The sequence below is a fragment of the Streptomyces sp. NPDC005141 genome, from assembly GCF_053599975.1.
Map to the genome: position 1 here is coordinate 29,634 of NZ_JBSFYW010000050.1, position 17,200 is coordinate 46,833.

Genomic DNA, 17,200 nt, shown 5'->3' on the forward strand with positions numbered 1-17,200 from the left:
CCGGGCCGTCGGACGCGGTCCGCCGGCGTGAGCTGAGCCCGCGGGGGCGGTCTGCGGGGTGCCAATCCGGTCCACATTGGTCTCGACCTTTAACCGCTCCCGATGCCTTCCTTAAGCGCACCCTAAGATCCGCGACCTTCGTCCGGATGAACCGGTTTGACCGATTCCGGATCGCTAGCGTGATGCCGCACTCCCTGGGACGTCCCCAGCGAATCCCCGTGAATCCGCGAAGGCAGGCACGCGATGAGCAGTACGCACCGGCGCAAGGTCAGTGGCAGGAACAAGGCGATAGGCGGCGTCGTGGCCGCGGCCGTGGTCGGTGGTGGCGCCCTCCTGTTCACCGGTACCGCGCAGGCGGCGAGCGTCGGCGCCGCCTACACCAGGACCAGTGACTGGTCCACGGGCTACACGGCGCAGTACGTCGTCACGAACGACACGGACCGGACGAAGGCGGACTGGACGCTGGAGTTCGACCTGCCGTCGGGCAACAAGCTCAGCTCGCTGTGGAACGCGACGTCGACGGTCAGCGGGCAGCACGTCACCGTGAAGCCCCCGTCCTGGGACAAGGACGGTCTGGCGGCCGGCGAGTCCGTCACGGTCGGCTTCGTCGTGAACGGCACCGCGAACCCGACGGGCTGTCTCATCGACAGCACCAAGTGCTCGGTGGACGACGGCGCGACGCCCGAGCCGAGCGGCCGTCCGACGAATTCCGCGACTCCGACGGCCACGCCCACCCCGACCGCCACCGCCTCGCAGAGCGCGACCCCGAAGCCGACCGCGACCGCGACTCCCACCGCCACCGCGTCTCCCTCGCAGAGCTCCGGCGGCGGCACCACGACCGCGGGCTTCGCGCCCTACGTCGACACCTCCCTCTACCCGGCCTTCGACCTGGTCAAGTCCGCCGACGCCACCGGCGTGAAGAACTACAACCTCGCGTTCATCACCGACGGCGGTGGCTGCACGCCGAAGTGGGGCGGGGTGAGCGACCTCGCCAGTGACGCCGTGGCGGCCCAGATCGGCGCGTTGCGTGCCAAGGGCGGCGACGTCCGGGTCTCCTTCGGCGGAGCCTCCGGCACGGAGCTGGCCACCACCTGTTCCTCGGCCGACGCGCTGGCGGCGGCGTACGGAAAGGCCGTGGACGCCTACAAGCTCACGAAGGTCGACTTCGACATCGAGGGCGGCGCGCTGCCGAACACGGCCGCGAACACGACCCGTGCGAAGGCCATCGCCAAGCTCCAGCAGCAACACCCCGACCTGGACGTCTCCTTCACTCTGCCGGTCATGCCGGAGGGCCTCACCCAGGACGGCGTGAACTTGCTCTCCAACGCCAAGTCGAACGGCGTGAAGATCAACACCGTGAACATCATGGCGATGGACTACGGCCCCGCGTACAGCGGTGACATGGGCACCTACGCCGAGCAGGCCGCGACCGCCACGCAGGCGCAGGTCAAGAGCGTCCTCGGCCTCTCCGACAGCGCCGCGTGGAAGTCCGTCGCGATCACCCCGATGATCGGCGTCAATGACGTCGCGTCCGAGATCTTCAAGGTCGACGACGCCTCGCAGCTGGTGAGCTTCGCGCAGTCCAAGGGCATCGGCTGGCTCTCGATGTGGTCCGCCACCCGTGACAAGCAGTGCGCCGGCGGCGCCAAGAACTCCGCCGACGCGGTCTGCAGCTCCATCGTCCAGAGCGACGGCGCCTTCTCGAAGGCGTTCGGCGCCTTCAAGTAGCCCGCAACATCTCAACGAGCCATCGCGAAACGGGGGTTGCGCGCCCCGGCCGGATCTCTCCACCCCCCACCCGGCCGGGGCGTCGTAGCGGACCGAAGACCTGGGCCGTGTCCGGTGAACGTCTCCCGGGCACGGCCCAGACCCTTCTCACCGGCCGCGGGCAGGCCCCCGGGAGCCGTCCTTGAGCACGTGGAGCAAACCGGCCAGGGCATGGAGTGTGGAGGTGGCGATGTCGCACGGCCGGTCGCTCTCACGAAGGTGGATGTGACCGGTCGCCGTTGCCGCCAGCTCTACGCAGTTGCCTTCGCCGCCCGTGCTGAACGAGGACTTCTGCCAAGTGAGTCGGGCCATCGCGGGTTCCTTTCACAGGGCGTACATGACGTGCTGGATCAGGCTCAGTGAGTCACGTGACTCGTGCGACTCCGGTGCCGACTCGGGGTCGACCGGCGCCAGCGCCAGCTCCGACAGCCGCTCGAACATTTTCGCGTACCCATCGAGGTGTTCCGCATCCCGCAGAAAGAGGGAACTCGTCGGGTGTTCCAGGTAGACCGTGTCCAGTTCGGGTGCGGTGCTTCCGTAGAGGACGAACGACTGGGTGTGCGCCGAGTAGATCCCTGCCCCGAACGGGTACACCTGAACGGTCACGTGGGGCAGCCGCGAGATCTCCATCAGGCGCAGCAGTTGCCGACGCATGACCGCGGCGCCGCCCACATGGGTGTGCAGGGCGGCTTCGTGAACGACGGCCCGGTACGTCACCGCCGAGCCGCCGGCGAGTACGCGTTGGCGGGCCAGGCGGAACTCGGCGTAGCGGTCGGCGCGTTGAGGGTCCCCCTCGGTGGCTTCCAGCACCGCGCGGGCGTACTCCTCGGTCTGGAGCATCCCGGGGATCACCAGCGGTTCGTGCGTCCGCAGCGCCGTCGACCGGGATTCCAGTTCCGCCAGATCCCGGGCCGCGGGGCCGATCGTGTCGTTGAACGCGTCCCACCACCCCTTGCCGTTCTCCTGGGCCATCGCCATCAGACCGTCGAAGTAGGGGCCGGGGGGACAGCCGTACTCCTGGAGAACCTTGTGCAGGCGGTTGCGCGAGACATCGATGCGTCCGGTCTCGATGTTGCTGATGCGGGCGCGGTCCGCATCGAGGATGGCCGCCGCGCGCTCGCCGGAGAGCCCCGCGCGGACGCGCAGTCCGCGCAGCTCCGCGCCGAGCCTGCGCTGGCGTTCGCTCGGGTTGCTCCTGGGTGCCATGTCCGACCTCCTGGTCGAGCAGTCTGCCGATCCCGGCACCCTTGAGTCAGTGGCCTGTCGGCACGTCACCCACTTAGGTGACATCGGCGGGAGACGCTTGCGGCAAGGGAAAACATTTCCCTACCGTCGAACCGATCCACCCGCCCCGCGCCCCGAGGAAGTACCCCCACCCTCAACGGAGTTGAGGACCCCGGACCTGGTCACCGCGGCCGCGCGCAATCGAAGGAGCCCCCTCCGATGGAGGACCCCCCACGCCCCACCGACGTCTCCCTCGTCTTCCCGCCCCACCCCGTCTGGGTCCGCACCGCCCGGGAGACCGTCCGTACCCTCCTCACGGCATCCCACCGGCCCGAACTCACCGACATCGCGGTGCTCCTGACCTCCGAAGCGGTCACCAACGCCGTCAACGCCTGTGCCGTCCGGGGGTGTTCGGCCCCCGTCACCCTGCACGCGGGCTGGGCCGGTCCCCGTGGCCTGCGTGTCCTCGTCCACGACGAGGCCCCGGGTCTCCCCAACTGCCGCACCCCCGGCCCCGATGAAGAGGGAGGCCGGGGGATGCAGCTCATCTCGAGCGGTGCCGACGCCTGGGGCGTGTGCGGGCACGGACCGGGGCGGGGCAAGGCGACCTGGTTCGAGCTGGGGCGGTCAGACCTCGGCGGGTGACCGGCCCGGGTCGGCGGACCTGTCCCCGGGGGACGCGACGGGGGACGAGCCCTCGCTGAGGCCGAGCCGCCCGTGCACGGCGCGCAGGGGCTTCGGCGCGTACCAGGCGGCGCGGCCCAGCAGTCGCATGGCGGCCGGGACGAGCACTCCTCGTACGGCCACCGCGTCGATCAGGATCGCCAGACCGCTGCCGAGGCCGAACATCTGGATGAAGCTGACGTGAGCCGTGCCGAAGGCGAAGAAGCTCACCGCGAGCAGCCCGGCGGCCATGGTCACGATCCGGCCGGTGTGCGAGAGCCCGCTGGTGACCGCGGTCTCGGTGTCGGCGCCCGCGTCGTGGAGTTCCTTGATGCGGCTGGTCACGAAGACCTCGTAGTCCATGGACAGACCGAAGGCGATGCAGAACATCAGCACGGTCATCGAGGTGTCCATCGGCTGCGGCGTGAAGCCGAGCAGGGAGGACAGATGACCGTCCTGGAAGATCCACACCATGACGCCGATGGCCGCGGTGAGGCTGACGGCGTTGAGGACCAGGGCCCGCAGCGGCTGGACCACGCTGCCGGTGAAGAGGAACAGGATCAGGAAGGTGCTGCCCGCCACCAGGCCGATGGCGGCCGGGAGCCGGTCCGCGATCGAGGCCTTGGAGTCGACCAGCCGGGCGTCACCGCCGCCGACCAGCGCCTCGCTCCCGCCGGACACGTCGACGGCCCGTACGGCCTCGACCAGGTCCTGGGCCTCGTCCGACTTGGGGGTCAGGCCCGTGACGACGGTGATCCGCTGGGCGTCGGGGCGGCCGAGCGCGGCGGCGGCGGGTCCGGGCGGACCGGACCGGCCGCCGGTGTAGGTGCCGGCGGAGGTCTCGACGCGGGCCGCGCCGTCGAGCCGCGAGAGCGTGGTGGCGTACGCGCTCAGCTCGCCGGGTGACACCGGACCGGTCGTCACGATCTGCACCGCCGACTCGTCGCTGCCGGTGAACTCGCTCTGTACGGCGGTGGCGACCTGCCGGCTCTGCGCGCTCTCGGGCAGGACCCGTTCGTCGGGTGTGCCGAAGGTGACGCCGAGCAGCGGGGAGGCCGCGAGCAGCAGGACGGCCAGGACGGGGAGCGCTGTCAGGGCGGGCCGGCGCATGACCGTGCGGGAGAGCCGGGCCCAGAGCGGGGCCTCGGCGCTGCGTACCGTCTTCGCCCAGGGCAGGCGGCCGTTGTTGACACGGTGGCCCAGGACGGCGAGCAGGGCCGGCATGACCAGCAGCGCGCTCAGGGCGGCGACCGCCACCACGCCGATGCCCGCGTAGGCGAAGGAGCGCAGGAAGAACTGCGGGAAGACCAGCAGCGCGGCGAGCGCGGCGGCGACGGTCGCGGCGGAGAAGGTGATGGTGCGTCCGGCCGTGCGGACCGTGTGCCGCAGGGCGTCCGGGACCTCGGCCCCCTCCGCGAGATGCTCGCGGAACCGGCTGATCATGAGCAGCGCGTAGTCGATGCCGAGGCCCAGGCCCAGCGCGGTGGTGAGGTTGATCGCGAACACCGACACGCTCGTGAGACTGCCCAGGACGTAGAGCTCGGCGAAGGTGCCGACGATCGCGATCAGCCCGATGACCAGCGGCAGCAGCGCCGCGACGACACTGCCGAAGGCGATCACCAGCAGAACCAGGATCAGCGGTACGGCGATGGACTCGGCCACCGCGAGGTCCTTGGCGACCTGGGTGGGCACCTCGTCGCCGACCGCCGCCTCGCCGCCGGCCCGCACGGTCAGCCCGTTCCGGTCGCCGGTGTACCGGTCGATGACCGCCGACGCGTTGTCGCCCTGCTCGGTCTCGTCCCCCTTGACGTGGGCCAGGACGAGGGCCTGCTTCCCGTCCCGGGAGGTCAGCGCCGAGGCGCCGGTGTCCCAGTACGAGATCACGTTGGACAGCGTGGATTCGTGCTTGAGCCGGGAGGTCAGGTCGCGCCCGGCACGCTCCGCGGCGGGGGAGCCGATGGCGCCGCCGTCGCCGGACCGCACGAGCAGGACGAGGTTGCTCTCTCCGCCGAACTTCTCGTCGATGACGGCCTGCGCGCGGGCCGAGGGCGCGCTCGGATCTTCGAAGCCGCCGCTCTGGAGCTTGCTGAACGCCCCGAGGCCGATGGCCGCCATGGCGACCAGGGCCACCACGGTAAGGGTGAGCAGAAGCCGGCTCCGATGGAGGGCCAGCTGCGCGATGCGGTCGAACACGGTGATCGCCTCCAGATGTTTACGCCGTTAACATTGAACGATGGCATACGATGTTAACGGCGTCAACTTTAAAAATCGGCGGCGTGGTGGAAGACAGGACGGGGGGCGGGCGGGACCACTGATTCGGGCAGGATGGGGTCATGGAATCGATCACGGGCGGCAGGGCGGACACCGGCGGTGACGTGGGCGCCGGGTCCGGCGCGGGGAGCGACGGTGCCTCCGGCGTGAGCGGGGGCTCCGGTGCGGACGGCGGGTCCGGTGCGCGTGGCGACCGCGCCTCCGGCGTGGACGGCGGGTCCGGTGCGGACAGCCCTTCCGGCGTGGGGGGCGACGGTGGCTCCGAAGCGGACCGTGGCTCTGGCCGCGACCGGTCCGGTGCGGACAGCTCATCCGGTGCCGGTGCCGGTGCCGGTGCCGGTGCCGGTGCCGGTGGGGATGGGGGTGGCGGGTCCGGGGCGGGTGGCCGGGGGAGAGCGGGTGCCCGGGTGCGGACGAGTGGCGGCAGGTCGCGGTATCACCACGGCGACCTCCGCAACGCCCTGATCGAGGCCGCGGTCGAACTCGCGACGGAGGGCGGCCCCGAACGGGTCGTACTCCGGGAAGCGGCCCGCAGCGTGGGGGTGTCGCCCACCGCCGCCTACCGGCATTTCGAGGGACAGGGGGAACTGCTGGAAGAGGTGAAGATCCACGGTCAGCAGGCGCTCGCCGCCTCGATGTCCGAGGCCGTCCGCGCCCTGCCCGCGGCCGACGACCCGGGCGAGGAGGCCGTGCGCAGGACCGAGGCCATCGGGCGCGGCTACGTCCGCTTCGCGATCGAGCACCCCGGCCTCTACCGCACCGCCTTCTGCCGCACCACGGCCGAGGATGAGGAGAGGGACTTCACCGGCCTCGAAGCACCCGGCACCGGGGCGGAGTTCGCCGCCTTCAGGGAGCTCTCCGACACCCTCGACACCCTGGTCGTGACAGGTCGGATGGCCCAGGAGAACCGCCCCGCCGCCGAGGTGGCCGCCTGGTCGACGGTGCACGGTCTGTCGCTGCTCATCCTCGACGGCCCGCTGGCCCTGCTGCCCCCGGACCAGCGCGACGCGGTGGTGGAACGGACGCTGACCGCGATCGTCGCGGGGCTCATCCGGTAGGCACCGCGAGGCCGGAGTTCCCGCACACGTACGACGATGCGTCCGGCCGGGACACGGTGGGACGCGGTGGGGCGCGGCACCCCCCTCGGGTGTCGCGCCCCGTCCCCCGTCCCCCGTCCCCCCGTGTCCCCCGTGCGATGGCCTACTCGGCGGGCGTCACCGGCGCCAGCGTCCCCGTGCGGGCCGCCTGGCTGTACCAGTGGGCGCTCGACTTCGGGGTGCGGATCTGGGTCGCGTAGTCGACGTAGACCGCGCCGAAGCGCTTCTCGTAGCCGTAGGCCCACTCGAAGTTGTCCATGAGGGACCAGAGGTAGTAGCCGCGGACGTCCGCGCCGTCGGCGATCGCGCGGTGCACGGCGGACAGGTGGCCGTTCAGGTAGGCGATGCGCTCGGGGTCGTGGACGCGGCCGTCAGGGTCGGGCTTGTCGTCGTAGGCCGCGCCGTTCTCCGTCACGTACAGGGGCAGTCCCGGAACCTCCCGGGTGTAGCGCATGATCAGGTCGTGCAGGCCCGTCGGGTCGATCGTCCAGCCCATCTCGGTGCGCTCGCCCGGGGTCTGGTGGAACGCGACGTCGTCCGCGCCCGGCCAGGGGGAGTGCGAGCTCGCGCCGTGGCCGTCCGCGCGCGGACCGTCCGCGGGCGCGGCGGCCGCCGAGACCAGCGTCGGCGTGTAGTAGTTGAGGCCGAGCGCGTCCAACGGCTGGTGGATCGCCCTGAGATCGCCGTCCTGGACGTACGACCAGTCGGTGACCGACCGCGTCGCCGCGAGCAGGGTCTCCGGGTAGGCGCCGTGCAGCATCGGGCCGTGGAAGACGCCGTTGGCCAGGTCGTCGATGCGCTGGACGGCGTCCAGGTCCGCCGGGTCCTGCGAAAGGGGCCTGACCACCGAGGAGTTGAGGCTCACCGCGACGGAGTTGCGGGACGGCATCACGGAGCGGAGCGCCGAAGTGCCCAGGCCGTGCGCCAGGTTCAGATGGTGAGCGGCGCGGAGCGAAGCCGCCGGGTCCGTCCGGCCGGGGGCGTGCACCCCGGAGCCGTACCCCAGAAAGGCGCTGCACCAGGGCTCGTTGAGCGTGATCCACTGCTCCACGCGGTCGCCCAGCGCCTCGCCGACGATCCGCGCGTACTCGGCGAAGCGCAGCGCCGTCTCGCGCTCGGGCCAGCCGCCCGTGTCCTCCAGCTCCTGCGGAAGGTCCCAGTGGTAGAGGGTGACGGCAGGCTTGATGTCGTGCGCCAGCAGCTCGTCGACCAGGCGCCGGTAGAAGTCCAGGCCGCGCTGGACCGCGGGGCCCCGGCCGGTCGGCTGCACCCGTGACCAGGAGACCGAGAAGCGGTACGCGCCCAGCCCGAGGTCCGCCATCAGGGCCACGTCGTCGCGGTAGCGGTGGTAGTGGTCGACAGCGATGTCACCGTGCTCGCCGCCGGCCGTTTTGCCAGGTGTATGGCTGAAGGTGTCCCAGATCGAGGGCGTGCGGCCGTCCTCCCGCACCGCTCCCTCGATCTGGTAGGCGGAGGTCGCCGCACCCCAGAGGAAGGCCGGAGGGAAAGTCACGGGCGTAATGGGCTCAGGCATGGAAGCGCTCCCAAGGGAGGTCGTGAAGACCGACGGGTTGGAGGAGGGGGGAGAGACGGGGCGGAAGGGCCGGGGCGGCGATGGCCCGGCCCCCCTGGAAGGACGGTCAGCCCTTGATCGCGCCCTGCATGATCCCGCCCACGATCTGCTTGCCGAAGAGAAGGAAGGCGATGAGCAGCGGCAGCGTGCCGAGCAGCGCGCCCGCCATGATCACGGCCTGGTCGGGGATGTAGCCGGTACCCAGCGAGTTGAGGGCGACCTGCACCGTCGGGTTCTGCTGGTTCAGGGCGATGATCGGCCACAGGAAGTCGTTCCAGGCCATCACGAACGTCAGCAGGCCGAGCACCGCCATCGCCGGGCGCGCCGCCGGGAAGACGACGTGCCACACCACGCGCAGACTGTTGGCGCCGTCCACCCGCGCCGCCTCGATCAGCTCGGAGGGCAGGGCCTGCAAGAGGTACTGCCGCATGAAGAACGTACCGAAGGCACTCACCAGGGTGGGCAGGATGACCGTCTGCAGCTGATTGGACCAGCCCAGGTCGCTCATCCACAGATACAGCGGTACGACGGCCAGCTGCGGCGGGATCATCATCGTGCCGATGGTCAGCAGCAGCAGCAGACCGGAGAACTTGAACCGGAGCTTGGCGAAGGCGAACCCGGCGAGCGTGGAGAACACGACCGTACCGACGGTGATGGTCCCGGCGACGATCGTGGAGTTGATCATCGCGGTGCCGAGCCCGGCCTGCTCCCACGCGGCCTGGAGGTTCTTGAACAGGTTCCCGCCGAACCACAGCGGCGGCGGTGACTGCGCCAGCCGCTCGTTGTTGCGTGAGGCCGCGACGGCCGTCCAGACCAGCGGAGCGAGCGAGACCAGCGCGAAGACGGTCAGGACGACGTAGGTGACCGGACCCGCGTGCAGCTGCTTGCCCGCGCCGAGCACCCGGCGGCGTCCGGGGGCCCGGCCGGCCGGGGTTCCCTTCGCCTCTGTCTGAGGGACAGTCAGTTCAGTGGTGGTCATTGGGATTTCCTCAGCCGTCGGGTGACCAGCAGGTTGATCGCGGCGATGATCAGCAGGATCAGGAACATCGTCCACGCGATCGCTGACGCCTTGCCGAGGTTGCCGATGCCCCAGCCCTGGTCGTACATGTAGAGGCCGAGCGTCTGGTACTGGTGCGCGGAGCCGCCCTTCGAGCCGCTGACCCCGCCGAACAGGAGCGGCTCACCGAAGAGTTGGGTCGCGCCGATGGTGGAGACCACCACCGTGAACAGGATGGTCGGCCGGAGCATCGGGACCGTCACGTGGCGGAACTGCTGCCAGCGGCCCGCACCGTCGAGAGCCGCCGATTCGTACAGATCGGCGGGGATCGCCTGCATCGCCGCGAGGTAGATCAGTGCGTTGTAGCCGGTCCATCGCCAGATCACGATCGAGGAGACGGCGAACTGGCCGCCCCAGTCGGACTCGCGCCAGTTGATCGGGTCGACCCCAACGAAGTGCAGCAGCCAGTTGATCATGCCGCCGTCCCACGAGTACAGCAGCGTGAAGACCAGCGTCGCCGCCGCCACCGAGGTGGCGTACGGAGTGAGCATCACGACCCGCCACACGGTCGAGCCGCGCAGCCGGTAGTTGAGCAGGTGGGCGATCCCGAGCGCCATGATCAACTGCGGCACCGTGGAGATCACGCCGATGGTGAAGGTGTTCCCCAGGGCGTTCCAGAAGAACTCCGAGGACAGCAGGTTCTTGTAGTTGTCCAGGCCGGCCCATGTCTGGTGGTCCAGGCCGGACAGCTGCACGTTGTGCAGCGAGTACCAGGCGGTGTAGAGCAGCGGCACGAGCCCGAAGGCTCCGAAGACGATGAAGAAGGGGGAGATGAACGCGTACGGCGACGCCTTCATGTCCCAGCGGTACAGCCGGCTGCGCCAGGAACCCGGGCCCGGCGGCGGTGTACCGCGACCCTGAGCGCCCCGGGCCGCGCCCGGCTGGGAGCCGGGCGCGGCGTCGGCGCTCGTCGCGGGGTGCGCGAGAGCCTGCTTGGAGCTGGTCACTGGCCGAGCACGTCCTTGACCTCAGCCTTTGCCGCGTTCCAGCCCTGGTCGGGGGACTTGCCCTTCTGCTCGACCTGGAGGATGCCCACGTCGGAGATCGCGGTGTTGATCGGCTGGTCCTTGGTGCCGAAGTACTGGACCGGGATGGTCTTCGCCGAGTCGCCGAAGATCTGCGTGATCGGCGCGTTGGAGAAGTACTCCGTGGTGGCGGCGGCCGGCTTCAGGGTCGCGTACGCCGACGGGGTCGACGGGAAGCTCGCCTGCTTGGCGAAGACCTTCGCCTGCTGCTCCGGAGCGGTCAGCCACTTGGCCAGCGCGATGGCCTCCTTCTGGTGCTTGCCCGCCGTCGGGACACCGATGAACGAGCCGCCCCAGTTGGCCGCGGTCGGCGCCGCCGCCACGTCCCACTTGCCCTTGCCCGAGTCGCCGGACTTCTCCTGGATGTAGCCCATCATCCAGGCGGGGCAGGCCACGGTCGCGAACGAGCCCTTGGCGAAGCCCTGGTCCCACGTCGGGTCGAACTGCTTCAGCTTCGCCGACATGTTGCTGGTGGCCACGGTCATCGCGGCGTTCCAGGACTTCTTCACCCCGGAGGACTTGTCCCAGATGACGTTGCCGTCCTTGTCGTAGTACCGCTCGCTCTCGCCACCGAGGGCCGCGTTGTAGACCGAGGAGGCGGAGTCCACGAACTTGGTGCCGCTGGGCGCCTTCTTCATGTAGTCCTTGCCGACGGCGACGTACTTGGACCAGTCGCCCTTCCACTGCTCGGCGAGCTTGACGCGGTCCGTCTCCAGACCGGCCTTCTCGAACAGGTCCTTGCGGTAGCAGATCGCCATCGGACCGATGTCGGTGCCGAGTCCGATCGTCTTGCCGTCCTTGGTGGTGGCCTGGGCCACCTTCCAGTCCAGGAACTGCGACTTGTCGACCTCCTTGCCGAGGTCGACGAACTTGTCGGCCTGGGTCTGGACGGCCTCGGTGATGTTGCCGACCTCGATCGCCTGGATGTCGTCGGTGCCGGCACCGGCCTGGAGGCGCGTGAGGGTCTTGGGCCAGTAGACGTCGGTACGGGTGGTGACGTTCTCCTTGATGGAGATGTTCGGGTGCAGCTTCGTGTACTCCTCGTAGAGGCCGGCCTGCTTGTAGCCGAAGACGCCGAAGGTGCCTATGGTCAGGGTCGTCTTGCCCTTGCCACTTCCACCGTTGTCCGCGTCCGACGAGCCGTTGTCCGGGTCGCTGGAACAGCCGGCCAGCAGTCCCGTAGCCAGCGCGGCGACGACCGCGATGGCCCCCAGCCTGCGGGACCGGCGGGTACTCGTGCGCATTGCGTCCTCCTGTTGCCTGACGTGCCGACCCCCCGGCCAACTGCATTGGTGGCGCCCGTTGTTTCTCGCTGCGGCTCGGGCGGGGAACGTGCGGGATGTGTATGTGTCAGGTACTGTGGGAGCGCTCCCACAGGTGATGTGTTGAAGAGTCGTCGGTTCGAGCGGGGGTGTCAAGGGTGGGGGAGCGGAGAGATGCGTTCAGTTATCGGCCTGTTAGCTGAAGATGTCATTCCGCCACATGGCCGGAAGAGTCTCATGGCTCGTTCGGTGTCCGAGGACGAGCGGCCGGTGCGACAGGGGCTCCTGGAGTGGCCGCCCGGTGGCGCTCGTCTCCTCGGGCGAGGCTGTTACATTCCAGGCCACTTGGTGTCGACGGGAGGCGGAGCCCATGGCAGTCCACGGAGCGCGGGGCCGCAGCGGCGGGCGGCCGACCCTTGAAGAGGTGGCCGCGCGCGCGGGAGTGGGCCGTGGCACGGTCTCGCGGGTGATCAACGGCTCCCCGCGGGTCAGTGACGCGACGCGCGCCGCGGTCGAGGCCGCTGTCGCGGAGCTCGGATACGTCCCCAACACGGCGGCCCGCGCGCTCGCCGCCAACCGCACGGACGCAATCGCCCTCGTCGTGCCCGAACCGGAGACCCGCTTCTTCGCGGAACCGTACTTCTCGGACATGCTGCGCGGTGTCGGTGCGGAACTCTCCGAGACCGAGATGCAGTTGCTGCTGATCTTCGCGGGCAGCGACCGGGAGCGCCAACGCCTCGCCCAGTACCTGGCGGCACACCGTGTGGACGGCGTCCTGCTGGTCTCGGTGCACGCCGACGACCCGCTCCCCGACCTGCTCTCCCAGTTGGAGATCCCGGCGGTGATCAGCGGCCGGCGCTCGGCCGAGGAGACCCTTCCGTCGGTGGACTCCGACAACTACGGCGGCGGGCGCGCGGCCGTGGAGCACCTGATCGCCCGGGGCCGTCGCAGAATCGTCCACTTGGCCGGCCGCATGGACGTCTACGGTGCCCAGCGCCGCGTCGACGGCTACCGGCGGGGCCTGCTCGACGCGGGCCGCGCGGTGGACGACCGGCTGATCGTCCCCGGCGACTTCACCGAGGAAGGAGGCCGGCGCGCCATGTCCCTGCTGCTGGAGCGCTGCCCCGACCTCGACGCCGTCTTCGCCGGCTCCGACGTGATGGCGGCGGGCGCCCGCCAGGTCCTGCGGGAGAGGGGCCGCCGCATCCCCGACGACGTGGCGCTCATCGGCTACGACGACTCGGCCATAGCCCGCCACATGGATCCGCCCCTCACCAGTGTCCGCCAGCCCATCGAGGAGATGGGCCGCGCGATGATCGACCTCCTTCTCGGCGAGATAGCGGACCGCCGTCCCGCGATCTCCCGGGGCCTGGAGAAGCGACAGCTGGTGCTTCCGGCGGAACTGGTGGTACGGGCGTCGTCGTAGGGCGCCCGGCTTCGCCTGGAACGTGTGGCCTGCGGCTTCTGTCCTCCGGGGGCGGCCGGGTAGGGCAGGCTGGCGTCCATGGTCCTCCACCCCTTGCTCGGAGTCGATGAAGTGTCCGCCGTGGAGCCGTACTTGGGCCGGGTGGGCGAGGTGTTCAAGGTGTTCGGGGAGCAGGACTCGGGGTGTATGTCGTACGGAGTGCGGCTGCTCGACGGCGCCCGGTGGTTCGTCAAGGAGGCGGTCAACGAACGCGGCCGCCGTTCACTCGACCGAGGATGGGCATTTCACCGGGCCGTACGGCACGCGGCGATCGTCCCGCAGGTCCACCGGATCGCCGTGCGCGGCGGCTGGGCGGTTGTCATGCCCTGGCGCTCGGGCGAGGTGCTGTACCACGCCACCGTGGGCGGACCCCGGGACCGTACGAGCCCGGGCAGCCCGATGTCCCGCTTCCGGTCCCTGCCCACCGCCGCCGTCCTGCGCGCCTTCGACCGGGCCCTGGACGCGCACCTCACGGTGGAGGCCGCCGGCCATGTCGCCGTCGACTTCTACGACGGCGCGCTGCTCTACGACTTCACCGCCGGCGCGGTCCATCTTATCGACCTTGACGAGTACCGGCCCGGCCCTTTTGTCCTGGACGACGAACGTCTGCCGGGCTCACGACGGTTCATGGCCCCCGAGGAGTTCGTCCGCGGCGCCGTCATCGACACCCGTACGACCGTGTTCACCCTCGGCCGCGCCGCGCGGATCCTGCTCGACGCGGGGGACGAGGAGCGTGCCTGGCGCGGCACGGCGCGGCAACTGTCGGTGGTCGAACGCGCCACCTTCCCCGCCCCGGACGACCGCTTCGCCGATGTGCACCGCTTCGCGGCCGCCTGGCGCGCGGCCGGCGGGGCCGGGGAGCGGTGACGTCACCGTCGTACCGTCAGCTCCCAGCGGACCTCGCCGTCCTGGAGGGTGCCGGTCGGGGAGAGCCCGGCCGCGGCGGCGACGGCGGCGGACGCGTGGTGGGCGGGGTGGACATGGGCGACGACCGTGCGGACGCCGAACGCGCCGGTCACCAGCGGGACCAGTGACCGCGCGGCCTCCGTCGCGTACCCCCGGCCCTGCCAGGGCGTGCCCACCACCCAGGCGATCTCCGCGACCTCTCCGGAGACGGTCGCCTGGACGGTTCCCACCAGGCACCCCTCCGTACGCTCCCTGAGCACCCAGTTGCACCAGGCGACGGCGGGGTCGGGAGAGCCGGCGACGAGCCGTTCGTACCGTGACCGCAGCGCCTCGGGAGAGGCCGGCGCCCCGCCGATGTAGGTGTGCAGCGCCGGATCGGACAGAACCTCGGCCATCTCCTCGGCGTGCCCGACCCGCAGCGGCACGAGATCGAGCCGAGAGGTGCCGGCCTGGAGCGGCGCGACGCGGGAGGGCGTCGGCGGCACGGGGTGGGGAGTGTCGGCCGGTGCCGGTGCCGGTGTCTCCGGCGGGCGGCCTGTTTCGGGGGAGTCGCGGTTCTCGGCCTCCACCACACCTCCGTTCGTCCGCCGATCGCGGACCGATGACGCCTGGAACGCAATCAGCCGGTGACCTGTTCAACAGGTCACCGGCTGATTGCTCAGGGTGAGTGACGGGACTTGAACCCGCGGCCACCTGGACCACAACCAGGTGCTCTACCAACTGAGCTACACCCACCGCGTCCGGTCTTCGGGATTTCCCTGACCGGCCGAGAAAAAGTGTACAGGGTCTGAAGGGGTGCTCGCGCACGCCTTTTCCCGGGGCCCATCAGGGCCCCGTCAAAGGCCTATTCGGCGGGCAGGACGTGCTTCGCCGCGATGGTGCGGGCGGTGTCCGAGTCGGGGCCGGGCTGCGGGACGAAGATCGCCTCGCGGTAGTAGCGCAGTTCGGCGATGGACTCGCGGATGTCGGCCAGCGCGCGGTGGTTGCCGTTCTTCTCCGGGCTGTTGAAGTACGCCCGGGGGTACCAGCGGCGGGCCAGCTCCTTGACGGAGGAGACGTCCACGATCCGGTAGTGGAGGTAGCTCTCCAGCGTCGCCATGTCGCGCAGCAGGAAGCCGCGGTCCGTGCCGACGGAGTTCCCGCACAGCGGGGCCTTGCCCGGCTCCTTGACGTGCTCACGTACGTAGGAGAGCACCTGCTCCTCGGCGTCCGCCAGGGTCGTACCCCCGGCGAGCTCCTCCAGCAGACCGGAGGCCGTGTGCATCTGGCGCACCACGTCCGGCATCGTCTCCAGGGCCGCGTCCGGCGGGCGGATCACGATGTCCACACCTTCGCCGAGCACGTTCAGCTCAGAGTCGGTGACCAGTGCGGCCACTTCGATGAGCGCGTCATCCGACAGCGAGAGTCCGGTCATCTCGCAGTCGATCCACACCATGCGATCGTTCATGTGTCTCACCCTACGGCCCGCCCCGGTCGGGTGGACCCGCCCGTGCGCCCCGCCGGGTCGGCGGATCGCGCCGGGGCCGGGCCCACGTGCGAAGAGGCCCGCACCCGAAGGTGCGGGCCCCGCGCGTCTTCCTGCCGCCCGGCTACGGCGCGCTGCGCTGCCCGGGCAGGCTCGGCCTGCCCGCGGCATACAGCTCCGGGCGCTCCCGCATCGCCTCCGCGGAGAGCGACGCGGCCGCGCCCAGGGCGCCGGCCGCCGCGGTGCGGCGGGTCTGCATCGGGACCGGGCCCGGGTGCTCGTGGTGCACCGACGGTGGTGGTCCGACGTGACCCGTCGGTCCGTCCGGATCCGACGAGCGGTCGGCCTGTGGCCTGCGAGCGCGGTACGCCGCCCGGTACGCGGCCGGGGACGAACCCAGCTGGCGCCGGAAGTGACCCCGCAGCGCGACCGGCGAGCGGAAGCCGCAGCGGCCCGCGACCTCGTCGACCGAGTAGTCGGAAGTCTCCAGGAGGCGCTGCGCCTGCAGGACGCGCTGAGTGATCAGCCACTGCAGGGGAGCACTTCCGGTGAGCGAGCGGAACCGGCGGTCGAAGGTGCGGCGGCTCATGTACGCGCGAGCCGCCAGCGTTTCGACGTCGAACTGCTCGTGGAGATGCTCCAGCGCCCAGGCGACGACCTCCGCGAGGGGGTCGGCGCCGATCTCCTCCGGCAGTGACCGGTCGAGATAGCGCTCCTGTCCGCCGCTGCGCCGCGGTGGGACCACCAGCCGCCGGGCGAGCGCACCGGCCGCTTCGTTGCCGTGGTCCGTCCGCACGATGTGCAGGCAGAGGTCGATTCCGGCCGCCGTGCCCGCCGATGTCAGCACGTCGCCGTCGTCCACGAAGAGCTCGCGGGGGTCGACGTGCACCGACGGATAGCGCTTGGCCAGGGTCGGTGCGTACATCCAGTGGGTGGTCGCCGGACGGCCGTCCAGTAAACCGGCCGCCGCGAGCACGAAGGCGCCGGTGCACAGTCCGACTATCCGGGCGCCCTCCTCGTGGGCGCGGCGCAGTGCGTCGAGCGCCTCCTCAGGTGGTGGCGAGGTGATCGACCGCCAGGCGGGCACGACCACCGTGCCTGCCCTGGAGATCGCTTCCAGGCCATGTGGTGCGGTGAGTTCCAGGCCCCCTGTGGTCCGCAGAGGGCCTTCCTCGCCGGCACACACCAAGAGGCGGTAGCGCGGCACGCCGGCGTCCTGGCGGTCAATCCCGAACACCGACAACGGTATGGAACTCTCGAAAATGGGGCCGCCGCTGAACAGCAGCACCGCGACGATCTCCTTGCGGCGTCGCCCGGACAGCTTCCGGGCCGCGGCTTCCGGCGCGGCAGTGGAGTCGTGGCTCATCCTGCTAAGCCCCCCTCGGTGGTCGCGGCTCCTAGGTTGTGTCGCTCCTGCACGTTTCC

Annotated in this window: 15 protein-coding genes and 1 tRNA gene; 5 read left to right on the forward strand and 11 right to left on the reverse strand. The window is 70.5% G+C overall.

Annotated features, from left to right (window positions below):
- Window positions 1–243: 243 nt before the first annotated feature.
- Window positions 244–1,728 (forward strand): glycoside hydrolase family 18 protein, encoded by a 1,485-nt coding sequence (locus ACWD68_RS30870; RefSeq protein ID WP_451809748.1) that lies wholly within the window; start codon window positions 244–246, stop codon window positions 1,726–1,728.
- 147 nt (window positions 1,729–1,875) lie between these two features.
- Here the strand turns inward: ACWD68_RS30870 and ACWD68_RS30875 are convergent, their stop codons facing one another.
- Together ACWD68_RS30875 and ACWD68_RS30880 are read right to left on the reverse strand one after the other, a co-directional pair.
- A complete protein-coding gene (locus ACWD68_RS30875; protein WP_451809749.1) occupies window positions 1,876–2,079 on the reverse strand; it encodes a DUF397 domain-containing protein in 204 nt (67 codons plus the stop codon).
- A gap of 12 nt (window positions 2,080–2,091) precedes the next feature.
- Entirely contained in the window at window positions 2,092–2,973 is an 882-nt protein-coding gene (locus tag ACWD68_RS30880) for a helix-turn-helix domain-containing protein (protein ID WP_451809750.1), read from the reverse strand.
- 237 nt (window positions 2,974–3,210) lie between these two features.
- Between ACWD68_RS30880 and ACWD68_RS30885 the strand changes: the two genes are divergently transcribed.
- Window positions 3,211–3,636: an ATP-binding protein gene (locus ACWD68_RS30885; RefSeq protein WP_451809751.1), complete on the forward strand. Its 426-nt coding sequence runs from the start codon at window positions 3,211–3,213 to the stop codon at window positions 3,634–3,636.
- Here ACWD68_RS30885 and ACWD68_RS30890 read toward each other — a convergent pair.
- A complete protein-coding gene (locus ACWD68_RS30890; RefSeq protein WP_451809752.1) occupies window positions 3,619–5,847 on the reverse strand; it encodes an MMPL family transporter in 2,229 nt (742 codons plus the stop codon). The two genes, ACWD68_RS30885 and ACWD68_RS30890, sit on opposite strands and share 18 nt — an antisense overlap.
- Before the next feature lie 485 nt (window positions 5,848–6,332).
- Here ACWD68_RS30890 and ACWD68_RS30895 point away from each other — a divergent pair, with 485 nt between their 5' ends.
- Window positions 6,333–6,983 carry a TetR/AcrR family transcriptional regulator gene (locus ACWD68_RS30895; protein WP_451809753.1) on the forward strand — a complete coding sequence of 217 codons (651 nt, stop codon included), beginning with the start codon at window positions 6,333–6,335 and terminating at the stop codon, window positions 6,981–6,983.
- A gap of 142 nt (window positions 6,984–7,125) precedes the next feature.
- Here ACWD68_RS30895 and ACWD68_RS30900 read toward each other — a convergent pair whose 3' ends face one another.
- The 4 genes from ACWD68_RS30900 to ACWD68_RS30915 all read right to left on the reverse strand — a co-directional run bounded on the left by ACWD68_RS30900 (window position 7,126) and on the right by ACWD68_RS30915 (window position 11,921).
- Window positions 7,126–8,556 (reverse strand): GH1 family beta-glucosidase, encoded by a 1,431-nt coding sequence (locus ACWD68_RS30900; RefSeq protein WP_451809754.1) that lies wholly within the window; start codon window positions 8,554–8,556, stop codon window positions 7,126–7,128.
- Between the two features lie 106 nt (window positions 8,557–8,662).
- Window positions 8,663–9,574, reverse strand: coding sequence for a carbohydrate ABC transporter permease (locus ACWD68_RS30905; protein WP_451809755.1), 912 nt, complete (start codon window positions 9,572–9,574; stop codon window positions 8,663–8,665).
- On the reverse strand, window positions 9,571–10,599 hold the full coding sequence (locus ACWD68_RS30910) for a carbohydrate ABC transporter permease (RefSeq protein WP_451809756.1): 1,029 nt from the start codon (window positions 10,597–10,599) through the stop codon (window positions 9,571–9,573). Before ACWD68_RS30910 ends, ACWD68_RS30905 begins: the two co-directional genes overlap by 4 nt.
- Window positions 10,596–11,921, reverse strand: coding sequence for an ABC transporter substrate-binding protein (locus ACWD68_RS30915; protein WP_451809757.1), 1,326 nt, complete (start codon window positions 11,919–11,921; stop codon window positions 10,596–10,598). Before ACWD68_RS30915 ends, ACWD68_RS30910 begins: the two co-directional genes overlap by 4 nt.
- 388 nt (window positions 11,922–12,309) lie before the next feature.
- Between ACWD68_RS30915 and ACWD68_RS30920 the strand changes: the two genes are divergently transcribed.
- On the forward strand, window positions 12,310–13,365 hold the full coding sequence (locus ACWD68_RS30920; RefSeq protein ID WP_451809758.1) for a LacI family DNA-binding transcriptional regulator: 1,056 nt from the start codon (window positions 12,310–12,312) through the stop codon (window positions 13,363–13,365).
- A 78-nt stretch (window positions 13,366–13,443) separates the two neighbouring features.
- Window positions 13,444–14,271, forward strand: coding sequence for a serine/threonine protein kinase (locus ACWD68_RS30925; RefSeq protein ID WP_451809759.1), 828 nt, complete (start codon window positions 13,444–13,446; stop codon window positions 14,269–14,271).
- Between the two features lie 2 nt (window positions 14,272–14,273).
- Here ACWD68_RS30925 and ACWD68_RS30930 read toward each other — a convergent pair whose 3' ends face one another.
- From ACWD68_RS30930 to ACWD68_RS30945, 4 genes are all read right to left on the reverse strand, one after another.
- Window positions 14,274–14,795, reverse strand: a complete 522-nt coding sequence (locus ACWD68_RS30930; RefSeq protein ID WP_451809773.1) for a GNAT family N-acetyltransferase — start codon at window positions 14,793–14,795, stop codon at window positions 14,274–14,276.
- Between the two features lie 177 nt (window positions 14,796–14,972).
- Window positions 14,973–15,045 (reverse strand) — tRNA-His (locus ACWD68_RS30935).
- Window positions 15,046–15,154: 109 nt separating this feature from the next.
- The gene (gene orn, locus ACWD68_RS30940; protein ID WP_451809760.1) at window positions 15,155–15,757 is read right to left on the reverse strand and encodes an oligoribonuclease; all 603 of its coding nucleotides are present in this window, start codon (window positions 15,755–15,757) and stop codon (window positions 15,155–15,157) included.
- A gap of 142 nt (window positions 15,758–15,899) precedes the next feature.
- Window positions 15,900–17,141 (reverse strand): helix-turn-helix domain-containing protein, encoded by a 1,242-nt coding sequence (locus ACWD68_RS30945; RefSeq protein WP_451809761.1) that lies wholly within the window; start codon window positions 17,139–17,141, stop codon window positions 15,900–15,902.
- Window positions 17,142–17,200: the final 59 nt, after the last annotated feature.